17 protein-coding genes are annotated in these 18839 nt (G+C 65.1%); 5 read left to right on the top strand and 12 right to left on the bottom strand.

Annotated features, from left to right (window positions below; translation table 11 throughout):
• The 4 genes from ACO6D5_RS02350 to pagP all read left to right on the top strand — a co-directional run.
• On the top strand, nucleotides 1-1029 hold a 1029-nt coding region (locus tag ACO6D5_RS02350), incomplete at its 5' end, for a YeiH family protein (RefSeq protein ID WP_485824527.1).
• Nucleotides 1030-1134: 105 nt separating this feature from the next.
• A complete protein-coding gene (locus tag ACO6D5_RS02345) occupies nucleotides 1135-1545 on the top strand; it encodes an acyl-CoA thioesterase (protein ID WP_006226282.1) in 411 nt (136 codons plus the stop codon).
• A 10-nt stretch (nucleotides 1546-1555) separates the two neighbouring features.
• Complete coding sequence (gene mgtE / locus ACO6D5_RS02340) at nucleotides 1556-3028, top strand: magnesium transporter (protein ID WP_315844795.1); 1473 nt, start codon at nucleotides 1556-1558, stop codon at nucleotides 3026-3028.
• A gap of 159 nt (nucleotides 3029-3187) precedes the next feature.
• On the top strand, nucleotides 3188-3742 hold the full coding sequence (pagP, locus tag ACO6D5_RS02335; protein ID WP_315844796.1) for a lipid IV(A) palmitoyltransferase PagP: 555 nt from the start codon (nucleotides 3188-3190) through the stop codon (nucleotides 3740-3742).
• 17 nt (nucleotides 3743-3759) lie between these two features.
• Here the strand turns inward: pagP and ACO6D5_RS02330 are convergent, their stop codons facing one another.
• The 9 genes from ACO6D5_RS02330 to ACO6D5_RS02290 all read right to left on the bottom strand — a co-directional run bounded on the left by ACO6D5_RS02330 (nucleotide 3760) and on the right by ACO6D5_RS02290 (nucleotide 14338).
• On the bottom strand, nucleotides 3760-4371 hold the full coding sequence (locus ACO6D5_RS02330; RefSeq protein ID WP_088587630.1) for a gamma-glutamylcyclotransferase: 612 nt from the start codon (nucleotides 4369-4371) through the stop codon (nucleotides 3760-3762).
• Between the two features lie 160 nt (nucleotides 4372-4531).
• Nucleotides 4532-4990, bottom strand: coding sequence for an Lrp/AsnC family transcriptional regulator (locus ACO6D5_RS02325; protein WP_006226278.1), 459 nt, complete (start codon nucleotides 4988-4990; stop codon nucleotides 4532-4534).
• An 87-nt stretch (nucleotides 4991-5077) separates the two neighbouring features.
• The gene (locus ACO6D5_RS02320; RefSeq protein WP_485824526.1) at nucleotides 5078-5857 is read right to left on the bottom strand and encodes an SDR family oxidoreductase; all 780 of its coding nucleotides are present in this window, start codon (nucleotides 5855-5857) and stop codon (nucleotides 5078-5080) included.
• Nucleotides 5858-6010: 153 nt separating this feature from the next.
• Nucleotides 6011-7705 carry a thiamine pyrophosphate-binding protein gene (locus tag ACO6D5_RS02315; protein WP_485824525.1) on the bottom strand — a complete coding sequence of 565 codons (1695 nt, stop codon included), beginning with the start codon at nucleotides 7703-7705 and terminating at the stop codon, nucleotides 6011-6013.
• A gap of 59 nt (nucleotides 7706-7764) precedes the next feature.
• Nucleotides 7765-8751 (bottom strand): tripartite tricarboxylate transporter substrate binding protein, encoded by a 987-nt coding sequence (locus ACO6D5_RS02310; protein WP_485824524.1) that lies wholly within the window; start codon nucleotides 8749-8751, stop codon nucleotides 7765-7767.
• Nucleotides 8748-9503, bottom strand: a complete 756-nt coding sequence (locus tag ACO6D5_RS02305) for a GntR family transcriptional regulator (protein WP_315844799.1) — start codon at nucleotides 9501-9503, stop codon at nucleotides 8748-8750. Before ACO6D5_RS02305 ends, ACO6D5_RS02310 begins: the two co-directional genes overlap by 4 nt.
• 199 nt (nucleotides 9504-9702) lie before the next feature.
• Nucleotides 9703-10422 carry a VOC family protein gene (locus ACO6D5_RS02300; RefSeq protein ID WP_485824523.1) on the bottom strand — a complete coding sequence of 240 codons (720 nt, stop codon included), beginning with the start codon at nucleotides 10420-10422 and terminating at the stop codon, nucleotides 9703-9705.
• Between the two features lie 17 nt (nucleotides 10423-10439).
• The gene (gene secA, locus ACO6D5_RS02295) at nucleotides 10440-13175 is read right to left on the bottom strand and encodes a preprotein translocase subunit SecA (protein WP_315844801.1); all 2736 of its coding nucleotides are present in this window, start codon (nucleotides 13173-13175) and stop codon (nucleotides 10440-10442) included.
• Nucleotides 13176-13351: 176 nt separating this feature from the next.
• Complete coding sequence (locus ACO6D5_RS02290) at nucleotides 13352-14338, bottom strand: M23 family metallopeptidase (RefSeq protein ID WP_315844814.1); 987 nt, start codon at nucleotides 14336-14338, stop codon at nucleotides 13352-13354.
• Between the two features lie 127 nt (nucleotides 14339-14465).
• On the opposite strand from ACO6D5_RS02290, the gene ACO6D5_RS02285 reads away from it, so the two are divergent.
• Nucleotides 14466-14873, top strand: a complete 408-nt coding sequence (locus ACO6D5_RS02285; protein ID WP_088587625.1) for a DciA family protein — start codon at nucleotides 14466-14468, stop codon at nucleotides 14871-14873.
• 196 nt (nucleotides 14874-15069) lie between these two features.
• Here ACO6D5_RS02285 and lpxC read toward each other — a convergent pair whose 3' ends face one another.
• The 3 genes from lpxC to ftsA all read right to left on the bottom strand — a co-directional run bounded on the left by lpxC (nucleotide 15070) and on the right by ftsA (nucleotide 18837).
• Nucleotides 15070-15993 (bottom strand): UDP-3-O-acyl-N-acetylglucosamine deacetylase, encoded by a 924-nt coding sequence (lpxC, locus tag ACO6D5_RS02280; protein WP_006226269.1) that lies wholly within the window; start codon nucleotides 15991-15993, stop codon nucleotides 15070-15072.
• Between the two features lie 239 nt (nucleotides 15994-16232).
• Entirely contained in the window at nucleotides 16233-17417 is a 1185-nt protein-coding gene (gene ftsZ, locus ACO6D5_RS02275) for a cell division protein FtsZ (RefSeq protein ID WP_035213763.1), read from the bottom strand.
• Nucleotides 17418-17610: 193 nt separating this feature from the next.
• Nucleotides 17611-18837, bottom strand: a complete 1227-nt coding sequence (gene ftsA / locus ACO6D5_RS02270) for a cell division protein FtsA (RefSeq protein ID WP_006217473.1) — start codon at nucleotides 18835-18837, stop codon at nucleotides 17611-17613.
• Nucleotides 18838-18839 lie beyond the last annotated feature (2 nt).

The following is an 18839-nucleotide window of genomic DNA, read 5'->3' as shown; positions in this document are numbered from 1 at the left end:
GCCGCAACCACCGCCACCCCTTGGCGGGACAAGCTCAACGGGGTGCTGTTCGTCGGCCTGATGGCGGGCGCGGTGATGCAGCTGGCCGACTTGCCCGCCATCCGCCAGCTGGGCTTTTCGCCGCTGGTCGTGGGCATTGTCTGCGGCATGTTGTACGGCAACTTCCTGCGCGGCACGATGCCGGCCGATTGGGGCGTGGGCGTGAACTTCACCGCGCGGCGCCTCTTGCGCATCGCGGTGGCCTTCTATGGCTTGAACATCAGCATCCAGCAGATCGCGGCGGTGGGACTGCCCGGGCTGGCCGTCTCGGTCGCCGTCGTGCTGGGCACCCTGCTGATCGGCACCGTCGTGGGCCAACGCATGCTGGGGCTGGACCGCGACACGGCCATGCTCACGGCCGCCGGCAGCGCGATCTGCGGCGCCGCCGCCGTGCTGGCGTTCGAACCTACGTTGCGGGCCGCCCCGCACAAGAGCGCGGTCGCCGTCGCGACCGTGGTGCTGTTCGGCACTTTGTCCATGTTCCTGTACCCCATCCTGTACCACGCCGGCTGGCTCGATTTCGACACCCAGGCGCTTGGCATCTACATCGGCGGCACCATCCATGAAGTGGCGCAGGTCGTCGGCGCCGCCAGCAATATCGACCCGGCCACCACCGAAGTCGCCACCATCGTCAAGATGACCCGCGTGGCGCTCCTGGTCCCGGTGCTGCTGGTCCTGGGCATGTACCTGCGCAGCGCCGCCAGCCAGGCCGGCGGCCAGGCCAAGGGCGCCAAGCTGCCGATTCCCTGGTTCGCCGTCGGCTTCCTGGTGCTGGCCATCATCAACTCGCTCAATATCATCCCCCCCGACGCCATCGCCGCCGTCCGCCGCCTGGACGTCTTCGCCCTGACCATGGCCATGACGGCGCTGGGCATCGAAACCCGCTTCGCCCAGATCAAGAAAGCCGGTCCCCGCGTGATGGCCCTGGGCCTGATCCTCTACGCCTGGCTGTTGGTTGGCGGCTACGGTATCGTGAAGTTGGCGACCTGATCGCCGGGCCGCCGCGACAAAGCGCCGCGGCGGCCCTTGCCGCACACGCCGCGGTCTCGTTTTTCCTGCATAATCGGCTGGTTCCCTTGCTTTGGAGTCGGCCGCATGACCTCCAGCACCAAAACCCCGTTTACGACTCTGCCCGCCAATCGCGACCCGGTATTGCGCGTCATGCCGATGCCCGCTGACGCGAATATCCACGGGGACGTCTTCGGCGGCTGGATCATGGCCCAGGTCGACATCGCCGGATCGATTCCCGCCGCGCGCCGCGCCGCCGGCCGCGTGGCCACCGTCGCGGTCAATGCCTTCCAGTTCAAAGAGCCCGTTTTCGTGGGCGACCTCCTCAGCTTCTACGCATCCATCGCCAAGACCGGCACGACGTCGGTCACGGTGTCGGTCGAGGTCTATGCCGAACGCCAGCGCCTGGACGCCGAAGTCGTCAAGGTCACCGAGGCCACGCTCACCTACGTCGCCACCGACGAAGCGCGGCGCAGCCGCCCCCTCCCCACTCTTTGAGCCGTAACGCATGACGCAGTCCGCCGCCGCGCAGAAACCGCCCGCGACGCCCCGCCGCCTCGACCCGGAAGACGCCCAGACCGCCTTGGCCGAAGTGCAGGAACGCCTGCGCCGCCAGCAATTGGTTGCCGACCTGGTGCATCGCCAGGAAGAGGGCGACGCCAAGGCCACGCTGGTCGAAGACCTGGTGCACCGTCAGCACGAGGCTGAACTCAAGACGCTGCTGGACGGCCTGCATCCGGCAGACATCGCCTTCATCCTGGAATCGCTGCCCAAGGACGAACGCCAGGCCATCTGGAAGCTGGTCAGCCCCGAGCACGACGCGGACGTGCTGCTGGAAGTCGAAGACTGGGTGCGGGAATCGCTGATCGAAGCGATGGACCGCCAGGACCTGGTCGCCGCCACCGGCAACATGGACGCCGACGAACTGGCCGACCTGGCGCCCGACCTGCCGCCCGACGTGGTGGCCGAAGTGCAGAAGGGCCTGACCGAAGAAGAACGCGCGCAGCTGCTGGAGGCCATGGGCTATCCGGAAGACAGCGTGGGCGCGATCATGGACTTCGAAATGGTCCGGGTGCGCGAGGACGTCACGCTGGAAGTGGTGCTGCGCTACCTGCGCCGCCTGCACGAACTGCCCGACCACACCGACCAGATCTTCGTGGTGGACCGCCAGGACAAGCTGCAGGGCATCCTGCCCTTGTCGCGCCTGCTGGTGAGCGAACCTGAAACCGAAGTGCGCGCCGTCATGAATTCGGATTTCCTGGCGCTGAACCCGCTGGATTCCGACGCGGACGCCGCCGGCGCCTTCGAACGCTACGATCTCGTGTCCGCGCCCGTGATGGACGACCAGGGCCGCCTGATCGGCCGCGTCACCATCGCCGACGTCGTGGACGTGATGCGCGAAGACTCTCAGGAACAGGCGCTGTCGCGCGCCGGCCTGCAAGAAGAAGACATCTTCGCCCCCGTCAGCACCGCCCTGCGCAACCGCGCGCCCTGGCTGCTGCTGAACCTCTGTACCGCCGCCACGGCCTCTTTCGTGGCCTCCCAGTTCGAAGGCACCGTCAGCCAGATCGTCATCCTGGCGTTCCTGATGTCCATCGTGGCCGGCATCGGCGGCAACTCGGGCAACCAGACCATGACGCTCATCATCCGGGCGCTGGCCATGGGCCGGATCACCGGGCGCAACCTGTGGCAACTGGTCAAGCGCGAGCTGTTCGTGACCTTGCTGGTCGGGCTGTGCGGCAGCCTGGTGGCCGCCCTGTTCGCCTGGGTGATTTCCCATTCGCTCTCGATCGCCATGGTCATGATGGCCGCGATGGTCTGCAACATGCTGGTAGGCGCCTCGGTCGGCGTGCTGGTGCCGATGGTGCGCGCCCGCTTCGGCAAGGACCCGGCGATGGGGTCGTCGGTGCTGCTGACCTTCGCCACCGACTCCCTGGGCTTCTTCATCTTCCTGGGCCTGGCCACGTTCTTCCTGTTGTAGCCTCACTGCAACAGTCATTGCTTTTCTTGTTGGCCTGCCCCGCTTGTCTCCGTGGGCAGGCAAGGCAAATGTCGCTTCATGACAGCGAAGTGACAGGGAAAATACCCCTGACTCCATGTAAAGTCATGGAACTGTCATCTTTTTCCCTTAATGCCCGCAATGACCGCCAAACTCCGGGCAGCGCTCTTTTTCGTGCTGCTCTCGACTTTCGCCGCCACCACCCACGCCTGTGAAGACATGCCCTCCTGGGCAAAGTCGGCCTGCAACCGCCTGGACCAGATCTGGACCGAAGGCGGCCACGATCTCTACGTGACCGGCTACTCGTGGCACAACCGCGCCACCTACAGCCGCGAAAAGATCGACAGCTTCAACGAGCTGGCCTGGGGCGGCGGCTATGGCCGCAGCATCTACGATGAAGACGGGGACTGGCAGGGCCTGTACGCCATGGCGTTCCTGGATTCGCACAGCAAGATCGAACCCATCGCGGGCTACGGCTTCCTGAAGATCGGGCAGGTCAGCGAGAACTTCCGGCTGGGCGCCGGATACACCGTCTTCCTGACCGCGCGCCACGACATCATGAGCTATGTGCCCTTCCCGGGGATCCTGCCGCTGGTGGGCGCCGGCTACAAAGACGCCATGCTCTACGCGACCTACATCCCCGGCTCATCCGGCGCGGGCAACGTGCTGTTCGTCTTCGGCCGCTGGCACTTCTGAAGCGAGCGGCCGCTCGCCTAGAAGGCCTGGCCCAGTTTTCGGACCAGATCCCCCAGGCGCCAGTCATCAATGCCGTGGGCGCGCAGCGCGCGTTCGGTTTCCACCACGTAGTCCAGGCAAGGCCCGGATTGCCCCACGGCATTGCGCACCGAGGCCAGCAGGCGGTCATCGCTGATATCGGCCGCATATTCCTCGCAGGCGCGGTTCAGCAGGAATACCAGCCCGGGCACGGGCGCGGCGTCGGTATGGCAGGTCAGCCAGCGCGGGGTGTAGGCGCCCGTCACCATCTCTCGGCGCCACAGCGCCTGGAACACGGTCGGCACATCGCTGGCCGCGATCTGGTAGGCCACGCCGCGGCAGCATCCGCCGCGGTTCAGCCCGAATACCAGGCCGGGGTTATCCGGCGACCCGCGATGGTCGCGCGACCACAGGCAGAGCGACCGGTGATAACCGCGCACGGTCGCCAGGCGGCGTTCGCGCCACGCGAAACCGGGATGCCAGATCAGGGATCCATAGGCGAACACCCACAGATCGTCCACGCCGTTCCATCCGGCCAGCAGATCGTCCACCGACAGCGCTTGCCGCGTTTTTGCCAGACCGGCACAGCCGGCGGGTACTGCCAACGACATAGGGTCCTCTGATATCCCGATTCATTCCCTAGCAGGAATGAGCGATATCCTACGCCGACGGCCGCGCAAAAGAATTGCGAGATGGGGCCTTCGCAACACGCCGAAAGAAATTTGCATCCGCCGCACCCTGCGTGCGCGAAAAAAAATTGCGCGCCGGCCGCTAGACCGCGTCCAGGGGCAATTCCGTGGTGCTTTTGATGATTTCCATCGAGAAGCTGGCGCTGACGTCCAATAGGTCGACCGCGCCGATCAGCCGGCGGTAGAAGCGGTCATAGGCCGCCATGTCTTCGACCACGACTTTCAGCAGATAATCGATATCGCCCGCCATGCGGTGGAACTCCACCACATTGGGCAGCGCCATGACGGCGTTGATCAGGCTCTGCGTCCATTTCTCGTTGTGCTGGCTGGTCTTGATGGACACAAAGACGGTCAGGTTCAAGCCCAGCGCGCGCGGGTCCAGCAGGATGGCGTTGCGGGCGATGACGCCATCGTCCTTCAGCTTCTGGATACGCCGCCAACACGGCGTCACCGACAGGTTCACCTGCTCGGCGATTTCGGCGACCGAACAGGTGGCGTCCTTCTGCAGCAACGCCAGTATCTTGATGTCGGTCTGGTCCATGGTTTCCTCAACGCGGTGGGTGCCAATCTTGCCTGTTGACGCAGCCCCCGTCCAGCCACGGGCCGCCCGCTGCCATTCGAACCGTGCCTAATAGGTGCCCGGGTAGCCGCCGCCGTCGATCAGGATGCTTTGCGCGGTCATGTAGCCGGAATGCGCGGAACAGAGGTAGGCGCACAGCGCCCCGACCTCTTCGGGCTGCCCGTAGCGGCCGGCCGGGTTCGCGCGCCCGCGCTCTTCCCAGAGCTGGTCGAACGTCTTGCCGGACTCCTCCAGCATGCCCTGGATATGCCTGACCTGCGCGTCGGTGGCAAACGCGCCCGGCAGCAGGTTGTTGATGGTGACGTTGTGCCGCACGGTCTGGCGCGCCAGGCCGCCCACGAAGCCGATCAGGCCCGACCGTGCGCCGTTGGACAAGCCCAGTTCGGCATGCGGGGCCTTCACGCTGCGCGACACGATGTTCACGATGCGGCCGAAACGCCGCTCGATCATGCCGTCGACCACGCGCCGGATCATGTCGATCGGCCCCAGCATCATGGCGTCCAGCGACGCGATCCAGTCCTCGCGCGTCCAGTCCCGGAAGTCGCCCGGCAAAGGACCGTCGGCGTTATTGATCAGGATGTCGGGATGCGGGCAGGCGGCGATCGCCGCATCCCGGCCTTGCGGCAGGGTCAGATCGGCCGACACCCAGCCCACGCCGTTGCCGGTTTCGCGGGAGATCTCGGCGGCGGCCTGCTCCAGCGTCTGCGGATTGCGGGCCGCGATGGTCACCGCCACCCCTTCGCGCGCCAATTGCAGCGCGCAAGCCCGGCCCATGCCGCGGCTGCCGCCAAAGACCAATGCCGTTTTGCCGCTGATGCCCAGATCCATGCTCTCGCTCCCGTTGCGTGTCGCGCCACCGACCTGGGCCGCTGCGCCGAAGCGCACCAGTATAGGAGCGCCCGCCGCGCTTCGGAACGGAATTTTTTGCGGCATCGCCGCTCAACCGCTCCTATGACGCGCCGGAAGCGCCCCTGGGCGGGATCAGCCCATCCACTGGCTGACCGGCGCCGCCGCATCCTGCAAGGGCTGCGCCACCACGTCGATCAACGCCGGGCCGTCATGCTCCATGGCGGCTTTGATCGCCGCATCCAGCTTGGACGGGTCTTCCACCCGCCAGGCCTTCACGCCATAGGCTTCGGCGATGCGCGCATGGTCGGTGCGGTTGAAGTCCACGCTGTAGTAGCGCTGGTCGTAGCCCGCCTTCTGGCTGGCCTTGATCCAGCCGTAGACCGAATTCGAAAACACGATCATCAGCAGCGGCGCCTTGTGGCGCACGATGGTTTCCAGTTCGCCCACCGTGAAGCCGAAGCTGCCGTCGCCCATCACCGACACGCACTTCGATTGCGGGCGGCCGACCCACGCGCCCAATGCGGCCGACATCGAAAAGCCCAATGCGCCGTGCGCGCGGTTGGTGATGAAATGCCGGCCGGGACGCGACACGTCGTAATAGGCCGAAAAGTACGGGCAAGGCGTGCCAGGGTCCGCGCACACCACCGCGTCGTCGGGCAGCAGGCGGTTCAGCGACTGCACGACGCGCTCGGGGCGGATCGGCGCATCCAGGCTGTTGGCCAACGGCTCCAGCTGCGCCAGGCGGGCGGCCTTGGCGCGGCTGGCCAGCACTGCGCCGTCCACGGCCTCGGAATTCCGGTGCGCCAGCCGGGCCTGCACCTCGGCGCCCAGCGCTTCCAGCGCCAGCTTGGCGTCACCCACCAGGCCAACTTCGGTCAGGTAGTTGGCGCCGATCACCATGGGATCGATATCGATGTGCAGGATGGGCACGTCGCGGTTCGGGAAGCGCCAGTGTTCGGTCGACGTCGACCCCGCGCGGCAGCCCACGAACAGCACCACGTCGGCGGCAGCCACCACATCCCGCGTGGCCATCACGCCGCCATTGGAACCCACCACGCCGGCGTTCAGCGGATGCGTGTCGGCCAGGCTGCCCTGCCCGCTGACCGTCACGCAGACCGCCGCTTTCAGCGTTTCCGCCAGCGACTGCAAGGCGCCGCTGGCGCCGGCGATGACCACGCCGCCGCCGCAGATGATCACCGGGGCGCGCGCGCCGACCAGGCGCTGCGCGGCGCGCGCCACGTCGGCGGGGTCCGGCGCGAAGCGCATCGACGGGAACTGGCCGTGCTCGGGCTGCGCCCAGACATCGGACGCGTCCACCTGCTGCTTCATCACATCATACGGAAAGCAAAGGTGGGCCGAACCGGGCTTGCCGGTGGTCATGGCGCGGAAGGCCGCACGCACCATGCCGGGAATCTGGTCGGCGCGATCGATCGTGCGGTTCCACTTCGTCAGCGGGCGGTACAGCGCTTCCTGGTCCAGTTCCGTCAACGGATACTTGCCGCGCGAGCCCACCGCCACGTCGGACGTGATGCCCAGCACCGGGATCGACGACTCGTTCGCTTCGACCAGCCCCGGCAGCAGATAGGTGGCGCCGCCGCCGCTGGGGCCTTCGCAGACGCCGACCTTGCCGGTCACGCGGGCGTAGGCGTCGGCCATGTAGCCGGCGCTGCGCTCATCGCGCGTCAGGATGTGCTGCATGCCGTGGTCCAGGCGGTACAGCGCATCGTAGAACGGCAAGCTGGTGTCGCCGCACAGGCCAAAGATATGTTTGACGCCGTTGTGCTGCAGCATCCGCACCATGGCTTCGGCGCCGGTCAGGTTTTCCATGTCATCTCCACGTGTTTCGTGGACGGGACCGGGCGGCGCGCCGCCCGGTGGTCCGCCACTCAGTTATCCAGATTGATGTTGCTGCTCTTGATGAAAGCGCTCCAGCGGTCGTACTCCGACTTCACGTACGCATCCAGCGCAGGGCCGTCGGACGCCACGATCTCGAAGCCCGCTTCGGTGACTTTCTTCTTGATTTCCGGGTCGGCCAGCACCGCCTTGAAGTCCGCGGTCAGCTTCTTCACCGTCGCCTCCGGCGTGCCCTTCGGCGCGAACATGCCACTCCACGAATAGGCCACGAAACCCGGGAAGCCGGACTCGGCCACCGTCGGCACGTTGGGCAGTTCGGGCAAGCGCTTTTCACCCGCCACGGCCAGCGGCTTGATCTTGCCGGCCTGGATCTGGCCGCGCAGCGCCGCGAAGCTCAGCCACGTCATGTTCGCCTGGCCGCCCACCACGGCCTGGATGGCCGGCCCGCCGCCGCCATACGGCACGTGCAGCAGGTCCACTTTCGACAGCCGCTTGAGTTCTTCCGGCGCCAGGTGGTTCAGCGAACCGACGCCCGTGGACGCATAGTTGAATTTGTTCGGCGACTCTTTGGCGGCGGCCGCCAGGAAGGCCTTCAGGTTATCCCCAGGCACGCCGGGGTTCGCGCCGATCACCAGCGGAAACCGCACGGTCTGCGAGATCGCCACGAAATCCTTGAACGTGTCGTACGGCAGCTTGGGCTTCACGGCAGGATTGATGCCGTGGTTGTCGAAGCTGACCAGCAGCGTATTGCCGTCCGGTTCGGCGCGGGCCACGAATGCCGTCGCGATCTGGCTGGCAGCGCCCGGGCGGTTTTCCACCACCACCGCGCGTCCGCCCAATTGCTGCGACAGGCGTGGCTGCAAGATGCGCGCCAGGATATCCGTGCTGCCGCCCGGCGGGTACGGCACCACCAGGATCAGTGGCCGTTCTTCGGCGGCGGCCGGCGCGGCGATCATGGCGCCCCCGGCCGCGGCTGTCGCGCAGAGCGCCGCCAATACCCGCTTCATCGTATGAGTCATTTTTTTTCCCCTGCTGTCATGGTGTTGGCCGGCGCTGCCGTGGCGGGTTCGGCCTGGTCCCGCATGTAAATCGTTGAAAAACCCGTGCGTATCACGTCCGTGATCTGATCCAGGCGGCGCCCGATATGCGTATTCATCAAGCCTGGCAAGGCGTCCATGTCGCGCTGCTCCAGCGCTTGCACGATGCGCAGGTGCTCGCCCTGGGTGTGGCTGCGCCGGCCCTGCTGCATGTCGATCCAGCGCACGAAATGGATGCGGGCATTGACGCTTTCCAGGGCGCGCACGAATTCCTCGTTGCGCGACAAGCGGGCCAATTGCAGGTGGAAGGCTTCATCCAGTTCCAGCAGGCGCGTGGCATCGCTGTCTTCCGGCACGTCCCGGGACCGCTCGACGAATTGGCGCAACCCGGCCAGTTCCTCGTCGCTGGCGCGTTCGCAGGCGGCGCGCACGATGCCCGCCTCCAGCACCGCGCGGTATTCGTAAAGGCTGTGGATCTGCTTGGCGTCCAGCAGCCGGGCGATGAAGCCCCGGTTGACCGATCGGGTCAGAAAGCCCTCCACCATCAACTGGTTGAGCACCTCGCGCAGCGGCGTGCGGCTGACATTCAGGCGCCGCGCCAGCTCGACTTCGTTGATGCGTTCGCCCGGCTTGAAATCAAAGCGCACGGCCATCGCCTTGACCGCGCCATACAGCTCGGCCTGGCCGGCGGACGTACGGGCGGCGGGTCGGATGGCTGAAGGAGTTTGCGTCATGCCGGATCGAAAACGGGGAGGTTTCCAAGGGGAATGAAGTGCATACTAAAGTGCATACACTTTGCCCGACAACTCGGGTTTGCCCGGACGCGCGCAGGCAAACGCCCACGCCTCAGCGTGGACGGATCAAAACATAGGATGGGTGAAGCCCGAAAGGGCTTAGCTTAGGGACACGGCTACGCAGCGCGCGCAACCCTTCCTACAGGCCGGTATCCAGCGTGTAGTGCGCGCCGTCGCGGTTTTCCAGCGTCAGCGTGGTCAGCGTAGGGGTCGCGGCCGCGGCATCCTGCTGCACGTGGATCCGCAGATTGGCCAATGGCACATCCCAGCCGCCGGCAGTGGCTTCGGCACTGACGTCCGCCACCAGGGCCAGCCGCTCGGCCACTGCCCGCGCATCCGCCGCGCGGGCGTCGATGCGCAGCAGACTGCGCGCGCCATTCGGGTGCGCCATCAATTCAGGCGACCAGACGCACTCGGGCGTCAGATGGCGGCAGAAATACATGCGGATGCCGGGCAAGGGCTGCTCGGCGAAACGCACGGTGTGGAAACGGGCCTGCACTTCCTGGCCGTCCAGCATCGCGGGACGGGTCAGTTCCTGCACGGGGTTCACGGCGAATCCCGCCGCCTTCAGCCGCTCATAGGTGGCGTCGGCGTCATAGGTGCGGAACACCAGCGCTTCCAACCCGAAGGGCGAATCGGCGATTTCGCGGCGGACGGGCGGCGCGCCGGCCGGCCAGCCCAGCAGTTCGACATACGTGCCTTCCAGCACGATCAGCCGATTGCACGACCCCAGGTTATGCACCGCCTTGTCGCTCAGGTGAAAGCCCTGACGCTCGAAATGCGGCGCCAGCGCATCCAGCCGGTCGCGCACCATGACGACGGCATGGTCGAATTCGGTACGGCCGACGGAATGCAGCATGGCGTGTTATCCCTGGATCAGACGAGCTTGCCGTGGCACTGCTTGTACTTCTTGCCGCTGCCGCACGGGCACGGGTCATTGCGGCCGACCTTCGGCAACGCGTTACGCACCGGCTGGGCGCCATCGTCCGATTCCGACTGGGCCAGCGCTTCGTCGTAGTCGGAGTGATGGTATTGCACGTTCTGCACATGCGGCTGGGCGGCTTCGGCTTCGGCCTGTTCGACCTGTTCCGACGACTGCACGCGCACCGTCATCAGCACGCGGACGACGTCGTCGCGGATGCGGTCCAGCATGCCCGAGAACAGTTCGAAGGCTTCGCGCTTGTATTCCTGCTTGGGGTTCTTCTGCGCATAGCCGCGCAGATGAATGCCCTGACGCAGGTAATCCAGCGCCGACAGGTGTTCGCGCCAGTGCGTGTCGATCGCTTGCAACATGATCGAACGCTCGAACTGCGACCACGATTCCGTCCCCACCTGGTCGACCTTGGCCTGGTAGGCGTCGCGGGCGGCAGCCAGCACGCGCTCGCGCAGGTCTTCGTCGGTCAGGCTGGTTTCTTTTTCCAGCATCTCGGTCAGCGGCAGATGCAGCTGCCAGTCGGCTTCCAGCGCCTTTTGCAGCGCTGGCACGTCCCACTGCTCTTCCACCGATTCCGGCGGCACGTACGTGTTGAACAGATCAGTCACGGCGGCGTCGCGCAGGTTTTCCACGGTGGCGCCCACGCTGGCGGCTTCCAGCACGTCATTGCGCTGCGAATACAGCACCTTGCGCTGGTCGTTGGCCACGTCGTCGTATTCCAGCAATTGCTTGCGGATGTCGAAGTTGCGGCCTTCCACCTTGCGCTGCGCGGTCTCGATCGAACGCGTCACCATGCCCGCCTCGATGGGCTCGCCTTCGGGCAGCTTCAGGCGTTCCATGATGGCGCGCACGCGGTCGCCCGCGAAGATGCGCATCAGCGAATCTTCCAACGACAGGTAGAAACGGGACGAGCCCGGGTCGCCCTGGCGGCCGGCACGGCCGCGCAGCTGGTTGTCGATACGGCGCGATTCGTGGCGTTCGGTGCCGATGATGCGCAGGCCGCCGGCGGCCTTGACCTGCTCGTTCAGCGGCTTCCACTCGGCACGCACCTTTTCGATGCGCGCGGCCTTTTCGGCTTCCGACAGCGATTCGTCGGCGCGGATCAGGTCGACCTGTTTGTCGACGCTGCCACCCAGCACGATGTCGGTGCCACGGCCTGCCATGTTGGTGGCGATGGTGATGTGGCCCGGCTTACCGGCTTCGGCCACGATCTCGGCTTCACGGGCATGCTGCTTGGCATTCAGCACTTCGTGCGGCAGCTTGGCCTTCTTCAGGAGGCCCGACAGCAGCTCGGAGTTTTCGATGCTGGTAGTGCCCACCAGCACGGGCTGGCCGCGCTCGTGGCAATCGCGGATATCTTCAAGGATCGCGTTGTACTTTTCCGGATCGGTCTTGAAGACCTGATCGTTCTGGTCCTTGCGGATCATGGGCTTGTTGGTCGGGATGATGACCGTTTCAAGCCCGTAGATTTCCTGGAATTCGTAGGCTTCCGTATCGGCCGTGCCGGTCATGCCGGACAGCTTTTCGTACATGCGGAAGTAGTTCTGGAACGTGATGGACGCCAGCGTCTGGTTTTCGTGCTGGATCTTCACGCCTTCCTTGGCTTCGACCGCCTGGTGCAGGCCATCGGACCAGCGGCGGCCCACCATCAGGCGGCCCGTGAATTCGTCGACGATCACCACCTCGCCGTCCTGCACCACGTACTGCTGGTCGCGGAAGAACAGGTTGTTGGCGCGCAGAGCCACCATCAGGTGATGCATCAGCGCGATATGGCGGGGGTCGTACAGCGACTCGCCTTCCGGCAGGATGCCCAGGCGGGCCAGGATGGCTTCGGCGTTCTCGTGCCCGGCTTCGGACAGGTAGACCTGCTGGCTCTTTTCGTCGACCCAGTAGTCGCCTTCGGGTTCCGGCTCCTGCGGCTTGGGCTCGCTGGCCATGCGCTTGAGCAGCGGCGGCACCGCGTTCATGCGGATGTAGAGTTCGGTGTGGTCTTCGGCCTGGCCGGAGATGATCAGCGGCGTACGGGCTTCGTCGATCAGGATCGAGTCCACTTCGTCGACGATGGCATAGAACAGCACGCGTTGGCGGCGGTCCTCAACACGGTATTCCATGTTGTCGCGCAGGTAGTCGAAGCCGAATTCGTTGTTGGTGCCGTACGTGATGTCGGCGGCGTAAGCGGCCTTCTTCTCGTCGTTGGGCTGCTGGGGCACCACCACGCCGGTGGTCATGCCCAGGAAGTGGTACAGGCGCCCCATCCATTCGGCGTCGCGGCGCGCCAGGTAATCGTTCACCGTCACCACGTGCACGCCCTTGCCGGCGACCGCGTTCAGGTAGACGGGCAAGGTGGCCATCAGCGTCTTGCCTTCCCCCGTGCGCATTTCGGCGATCTTGCCGCTGTGCAGCGCGATGCCGCCCAGCAGTTGCGAGTCGAAGTGGCGCATGCCGAACACCCGCTTGCCGGCTTCGCGCACAACGGCGAACGCTTCGGGCAGCAGGTCGTCCAGGGAGGTGCCCTGGGCGTATCGGGATCGGAATTCGTCAGTCTTGGCCGCCAGCTCCGCATCGGAAAGCGCGGAAATCTTGGGCTCCTGCCCATTGATCTGGGTTACCAGCTTGCGATACTGCTTAAGCAGCCGGTCGTTGCGGCTACCTATGAGTTTTTTGAGCAGAGAAACCATGCGTATGTCGGCCGCACGTGCCACGCCGCGCCTGCTAAGGGCCAGGGCAGCGTCACCCGTGACTTTGATGTTATTGGTTGAGCGGGGGTCCGCTGGGAAACGAACCAGTTTAACGCACCTGGAGCGTAATAGCCTGGATCTATGACCAGGGTGCTGTTGTTGTCCTGTTGGACCGGTCAGCGCGCCGCAGGTTCAGTCGCCGTCGCCTGCGCCACGGCAGGCGGGGCATGTTGCTGCGAACCCAGGAACAATCGGGGGTCCAGCGGCTGTCCGGCAAGGCGGACTTCAAAGTGCAGATGCGGGCCAGTCGATCGGCCCGAACTGCCCACGCGCGCCACTTGCTGGCCGCGGTCAACCAATTGCCCCTGCTTGACCATCAAGGACGAAGCATGGGCGTAACGGGTGATCAGGCCATCGCCGTGATCGATCTCGACCATATTGCCGAAACCCGGCTGGAACTTGGCTTCCAGCACCACCCCGCCCGAGGCCGCCAGGATCGGCGTGCCCGACGGCGCGGCAAAATCCAGCCCTTCGTGCATGGCCGTGCGCCCCGTCACCGGGTTGCGGCGCCAGCCATAGGAAGAGCTCAGATAGGGGTAGTCGGTGATCGGCATGGCGGTCGGCATGCGCGCCTGGTCTGCCGAACGCTTGGTCAGCGCCGCATCCAGCAGTTTCAGGTTGTCGGACTGCTGCGCCAGCCGCGCCTGGATTTCATCCAGCTGGCGGCCCAGCGCTTCAGCCGAGGCCGCGCTGGGCGGGGGATGGTCGGTGAACAGGTCGTCCATGACCTGGGTGGCTTCCGGCTGGGTCAGCGCTTCGGGTTGCGCCACGGCCAACTGCTTGGCCAGTTCAGGGTCGGTATACGCCACGCCGGCCACCTTGGCCACACGCTGGCCCAGTCCGTCGATGCTGACCAGCTTGGCCTGCAGGGCGCCCACCTTGGCGGCCAGCAAGTTCATGTTTCCACGCAGGAAATCGGTGTCCCTTCCCGGTTGCCCCGCCAAGGGCCAGCCCACGGTCTGTACGGTGGGCAGTATCGGAGTAAGGTATCGTTGTAGCGCGGCGCCGAAGATGGCTGCCGTCACGAGCGCGGCCCCGAGAAACAACGCCAGTCGCGCGCCTCCCAGGGTGAAATGCCCGTCCCGCCCGTCGCGGGCGTGCATAATCACGATTTTCAAGGTTGCTTCCTAATTCTTTAGAGCCGGGATGAATAGACCTGCTTCAACCCGTCAACGTTCCGGTTCCAGCCGGCGGAAAGAAAATACCGCACTGGGATGGCTGGGTCATGACATGCGGGGCGCCGGGGTACTGGCGACTGCCCGCAAGCACTTGCAAATTCAGTATGCGGTGGCGGCGGTTCTGCCCACCCCGCTGGGTGCTGTCTGCCAGGTGGGCAAACTGGAAAACCAGTGCCTGCACCTGGTGGTGCCCAGTGCTGCCCATGCCGCCAAGATGCGTCAATTGGCGCCGCGCATCGCGCGTACCTTGGCAGACCAAGGCTGGAACCTTAACGAAATTGCCGTCAAGGTACAAGCGGGGTTACCGAAGCCCGGCGCCCGCCAGCCGCGCCCTCCCAAAGAGGCGCAACCCCTGGGGGACAAAGCCCTGGGCGCGTTCGAGTCGCTGCACGACAACTTGCGCCCCGGCCCGTTGGCCGACGCGGTCGCCAAGCTCTTGAGGCATCACAAGCGTAGCTGAATCGATCCGCCCCTGTCCGGCGCCAGAGCCGCGCGGAAACGAAGCGAAACCAAGTTTTCGGACGGATAGCCCGATGGTTTGCGACCGGACGGCGACTTTTAGGGAGGAGGATGGCAACCCGCGCCATCCTTAAGCAGGAACCTGAACGGATCCGGGGACCGGCCCCGGCATTCAGGTCCAGATGGGAAGCCAGGCGTCAGGCCAGCTTCCACTCGTGGCGAAACGCCTGCGGCGCCTCTGCCTGCGATTCATAGGTGACCAGTTCCCAGGCGTCTTGCTGGGCGAGCAACGCGCGGGCCAGCTGGTTGTTCAGGCCGTGGCCCGATTTGCACGCCACATAGCGCGCCACCAGGGGCTTGCCCAACAGATACAGGTCGCCGATGGCGTCCAGGATCTTGTGCTTCACGAATTCGTCGTCGTAACGCAGCCCGTCGCTGTTCAGCACGCGGTACTCGTCCATGACGATGGCGTTGTCCAGGCTGCCGCCGCGGGCCAGGCCCATCGAGCGCAGAGCTTCCACTTCGTTCACGAAACCGAAGGTGCGCGCACGGGCGATCTCGCGCACATACGAGTGCGTGGCGAAATCGATTTCGGCGAAATTGGCCGTGGAGTCGATGGCGGGGTGGCGGAAGTCGATCGAGAACGCCAGCGCGTAGCCCTCGTGCGGTTCCAGCCGGGCCCATTTCTCGTTGCGGCCTTCGCCTTCGCGCACTTCCACGGTCTTTTTGACGCGGATGAATTGCTTGGGCGCGTTCTGCTCGACGATGCCCGCCGAGCGCAACAGATAAACAAACGTTGCCGCACTGCCGTCCATGATGGGGACTTCTTCGGCAGTGAGGTCGATATGCAGGTTGTCGATCCCCAAGCCGGCCAGCGCCGACATGAGGTGTTCCACCGTGGAGACGCGGACATTGCCCTGTTGCAGGACGGACGCCATGCGCGTATCGCCCACGCCAGTGGCTTGCGCGGGCAGGTCAACGACCTGCGGCAGGTCCACGCGGTGGAAAACGATGCCAGTATTGGGTTGCGCCGGACGCAGGGTGAGTTCTACCCGCCGTCCGGAGTGGACGCCGACGCCTGTCGTGCGGACTAGATTCTGAATGCTGCGCTGTCGGAACATGAGACTTGGGATGTTAGAGCCAGAAAGCCGGCACGAAGAGGACAGATTGCCGGCGTAACTGACGTATTGTAACGCTGTCCGACCCTTGGCGCCATCAGCGCGCAGGATCGACCGATACCTCCGTCCCTTATTAGAACCGTGCAAGGGAAACACGGACCGCTCCGCCTCCGGCTTGCCCGCGGGGACAGGCAAGCCGGAGATGAGGGAGTGCGTTTAGAGCCTGTGGCCGGCTCTTTGGTTCAATCCGCCTGCTTGCGCAGGAACGCCGGGATGTCGAAATGATCCATGCCCGAGCTTTCCAGCGCACGCACCTGGGCAGACGCCTGGCTGCGCGGATTGCGCATGACCGACGGCATGTCCAGATTGCGGTAATCGCCACCTTGGCCGGCCGGCATCGTGCCCATGGGCATGTTGTCGGTACCGGTGCGGAGCACTTCAGCGGTGTTCTGAACCAGTTGCGGACGCGCTTGCGCACGGCCCAGGCCGGTTGCCACCACGGTCACGCGCAGGTTTTCACCCATCGTTTCGTCGTAGGCGGTGCCGAAGATCACGGTCGCGTCGTCCGAAGCGTAGCTGCGGATCGTTTCCATGATTTCGCGCGTTTCGCGCATCTTCAGCGAGCGGCTGGCGGTGATGTTGACCAGCACGCCGCGAGCGCCGTTCAGGTCCACGCCTTCCAGCAGCGGGCAAGCGATGGCGTGCTCGGCGGCGACGCGTGCGCGGTCTGCGCCCGAAGCCGATGCCGTGCCCATCATGGCCTGGCCTTGCTCACCCATGATCGTCTTGACGTCTTCGAAGTCGACGTTGACGTTGCCTTCGACGTTGATGATTTCGGCGATGCCCGCGCACGCGTTGTGCAGGATATCGTCGGCCGAACGGAAGCAGTCTTCCTGCGTCGCGTCCTCGTCCATCAGCTCATACAGGTTCTCGTTGAGCACCACGATGAGCGAATGCACGTGCTTGGCCAATTCCGAGATTCCGTCCTCGGCCATCTTCAGGCGCTTGTTGCCTTCAAAGGTGAAGGGCTTGGTGACCACGCCTACGGTCAGAATTCCCAGTTCCTTCGCCACCTCGGCCACGACCGGACCTGCGCCGGTGCCGGTGCCACCGCCCATGCCGGCGGTGATGAAGACCATGTGCGCGCCATTCAGCGCGGCACGGATCTCCTCGCGCGCGGTTTCAGCCGACGCACGTCCCTGCTCGGGCTTGGCGCCCGCGCCCAGGCCGGTACGGCCCAGACGGATCTGCACCGGGGCATTGGTTGCCGCCAGCGCTTGCGCATCGGTGTTTGCGCAGATGAAATCCACGCCATGCACGCCGTTGCGAATCATGTGCGCGACGGCATTGCCGCCCGCACCGCCCACACCAACGACCTTGATTACGGTCCCTTTGGTGTTGTTCTCAAGCATCTCAAAGTTCATCATGATGACTCCCTCACAAGTCCGATTTTGCAAATCACAAAAATTCCCCAACAGCCTATCTTTTGTGAATCGCCTCAAAGCCGATGCCGACTACATAGGTCCGCCACGGGTTTGAGACGCCTCCTCTTTCTGGCGCCCCCCGCAATACCGCCGCGAGTCACGCCAAGGAGCAGGCCCCAACCTGCACCCTTTACCTTTAATTCATGAACCATTCCTTCATGCGCGCCAGCAGACTCTTGAAATTGCCTGTCTGAGCCGCGACCTTGCGGCCCCGCACACGCTGCATGCGCGCTTCCTGCAACAAGCCCATCACCGTCGAGAAGCGCGGATTGCGCATCACGTCGGCCAGACTGCCTTCGTATTCGGGAACCGCCACGCGCACCGGCTTGAGGAACACGTCCTCGGCCAGTTCGATCATGCCGGGCAACTGCGCCGACCCGCCGGTCAGGACCACGCCCGAAGCCAGCAAGTCTTCGTAGCCGGAATCGCGCACGACCTGCTGCACCAGCGTGAACAGTTCTTCCACGCGCGGTTCGATCACGGCGCCGAGCGCCTGGCGCTTGACCTGGCGCGGACCGCGGTCGCCCAGGCCCGGCACTTCCACGGATTCGTCCGGGCTGGCCAGCACCTGCTTGGCCACGCCGTAGCGCAGCTTGATTTCTTCGGCGTCCGGCGTCGGCGTGCGCAGCATCGCCGCGATGTCGTTGGTGATCTGGTCGCCAGCGATCGGCAGCACCGCCGTGTGGCGGATCGCGCCGCCGGTGAAGATCGCGACATCGGTCGTGCCGCCGCCGATGTCGACCAGCACGACGCCGAGCTCTTTCTCGTCGGCGGTCAGCACGGCAAGGCTGGAGGCCAGCGGCTGCAGGATCAGATCCTGCACTTCCAGGCCGCAGCGGCGCACGCACTTGACGATGTTTTGCGCGGCGCTGACCGCGCCCGTCACGATGTGCACGCGCACTTCCAGGCGCAGGCCGCTCATGCCGATGGGTTCGCGGATGTCTTCCTGGCCATCGACGATGAATTCCTGGGTCAGCACATGCAGCACTTGCTGATCCGTCGGGATGTTCACCGCCTTGGCGGTCTCGATGACGCGGGCGACGTCGGTGGCGGTGACTTCCTTGTCCTTCACAGCGACCATGCCGCTGGAGTTGAAGCTGCGGATATGGCTGCCGGCAATGCCGGTATAGACGTCGCGAATCTTGCAATCTGCCATCAGCTCGGCTTCTTCAAGCGCGCGCTGAATCGAATTCACAGTGGTCTCGATATTGACGACCACGCCCTTGCGCATGCCGCGCGATTCGTGCTGGCCCAGGCCAAGCACTTCGAATCGCCCTTCGGGCAAAATTTCAGCCACCACAGCCACCACCTTGCTGGTGCCGATATCGAGGGCGACGATAAGGTCCTTGATGTCACGGGTCATGG

It is taken from the genome of Achromobacter sp. (assembly GCF_057314935.1).
Note: the sequence above shows the minus strand (reverse complement) of the source record. Positions and strands in the feature narration are given on the sequence as shown.

What these genes read in the sequence shown, in the direction of transcription:
- ACO6D5_RS02345 (WP_006226282.1), top strand. Translation starts at nt 1,135, where the DNA reads ATGACCTCCAGCACCAAAACCCCGTTTACGACTCTGCCCGCCAATCGC.
- mgtE (WP_315844795.1), top strand. Translation starts at nt 1,556, where the DNA reads ATGACGCAGTCCGCCGCCGCGCAGAAACCGCCCGCGACGCCCCGCCGC.
- pagP (WP_315844796.1), top strand. Translation starts at nt 3,188, where the DNA reads ATGACCGCCAAACTCCGGGCAGCGCTCTTTTTCGTGCTGCTCTCGACT.
- ACO6D5_RS02330 (WP_088587630.1), bottom strand. Translation starts at nt 4,371, where the DNA reads ATGTCGTTGGCAGTACCCGCCGGCTGTGCCGGTCTGGCAAAAACGCGG.
- ACO6D5_RS02325 (WP_006226278.1), bottom strand. Translation starts at nt 4,990, where the DNA reads ATGGACCAGACCGACATCAAGATACTGGCGTTGCTGCAGAAGGACGCC.
- ACO6D5_RS02320 (WP_485824526.1), bottom strand. Translation starts at nt 5,857, where the DNA reads ATGGATCTGGGCATCAGCGGCAAAACGGCATTGGTCTTTGGCGGCAGC.
- ACO6D5_RS02315 (WP_485824525.1), bottom strand. Translation starts at nt 7,705, where the DNA reads ATGGAAAACCTGACCGGCGCCGAAGCCATGGTGCGGATGCTGCAGCAC.
- ACO6D5_RS02310 (WP_485824524.1), bottom strand. Translation starts at nt 8,751, where the DNA reads ATGACTCATACGATGAAGCGGGTATTGGCGGCGCTCTGCGCGACAGCC.
- ACO6D5_RS02305 (WP_315844799.1), bottom strand. Translation starts at nt 9,503, where the DNA reads ATGACGCAAACTCCTTCAGCCATCCGACCCGCCGCCCGTACGTCCGCC.
- ACO6D5_RS02300 (WP_485824523.1), bottom strand. Translation starts at nt 10,422, where the DNA reads ATGCTGCATTCCGTCGGCCGTACCGAATTCGACCATGCCGTCGTCATG.
- secA (WP_315844801.1), bottom strand. Translation starts at nt 13,175, where the DNA reads ATGGTTTCTCTGCTCAAAAAACTCATAGGTAGCCGCAACGACCGGCTG.
- ACO6D5_RS02290 (WP_315844814.1), bottom strand. Translation starts at nt 14,338, where the DNA reads ATGCACGCCCGCGACGGGCGGGACGGGCATTTCACCCTGGGAGGCGCG.
- ACO6D5_RS02285 (WP_088587625.1), top strand. Translation starts at nt 14,466, where the DNA reads ATGCGGGGCGCCGGGGTACTGGCGACTGCCCGCAAGCACTTGCAAATT.
- lpxC (WP_006226269.1), bottom strand. Translation starts at nt 15,993, where the DNA reads ATGTTCCGACAGCGCAGCATTCAGAATCTAGTCCGCACGACAGGCGTC.
- ftsZ (WP_035213763.1), bottom strand. Translation starts at nt 17,417, where the DNA reads ATGATGAACTTTGAGATGCTTGAGAACAACACCAAAGGGACCGTAATC.
- ftsA (WP_006217473.1), bottom strand. Translation starts at nt 18,837, where the DNA reads ATGACCCGTGACATCAAGGACCTTATCGTCGCCCTCGATATCGGCACC.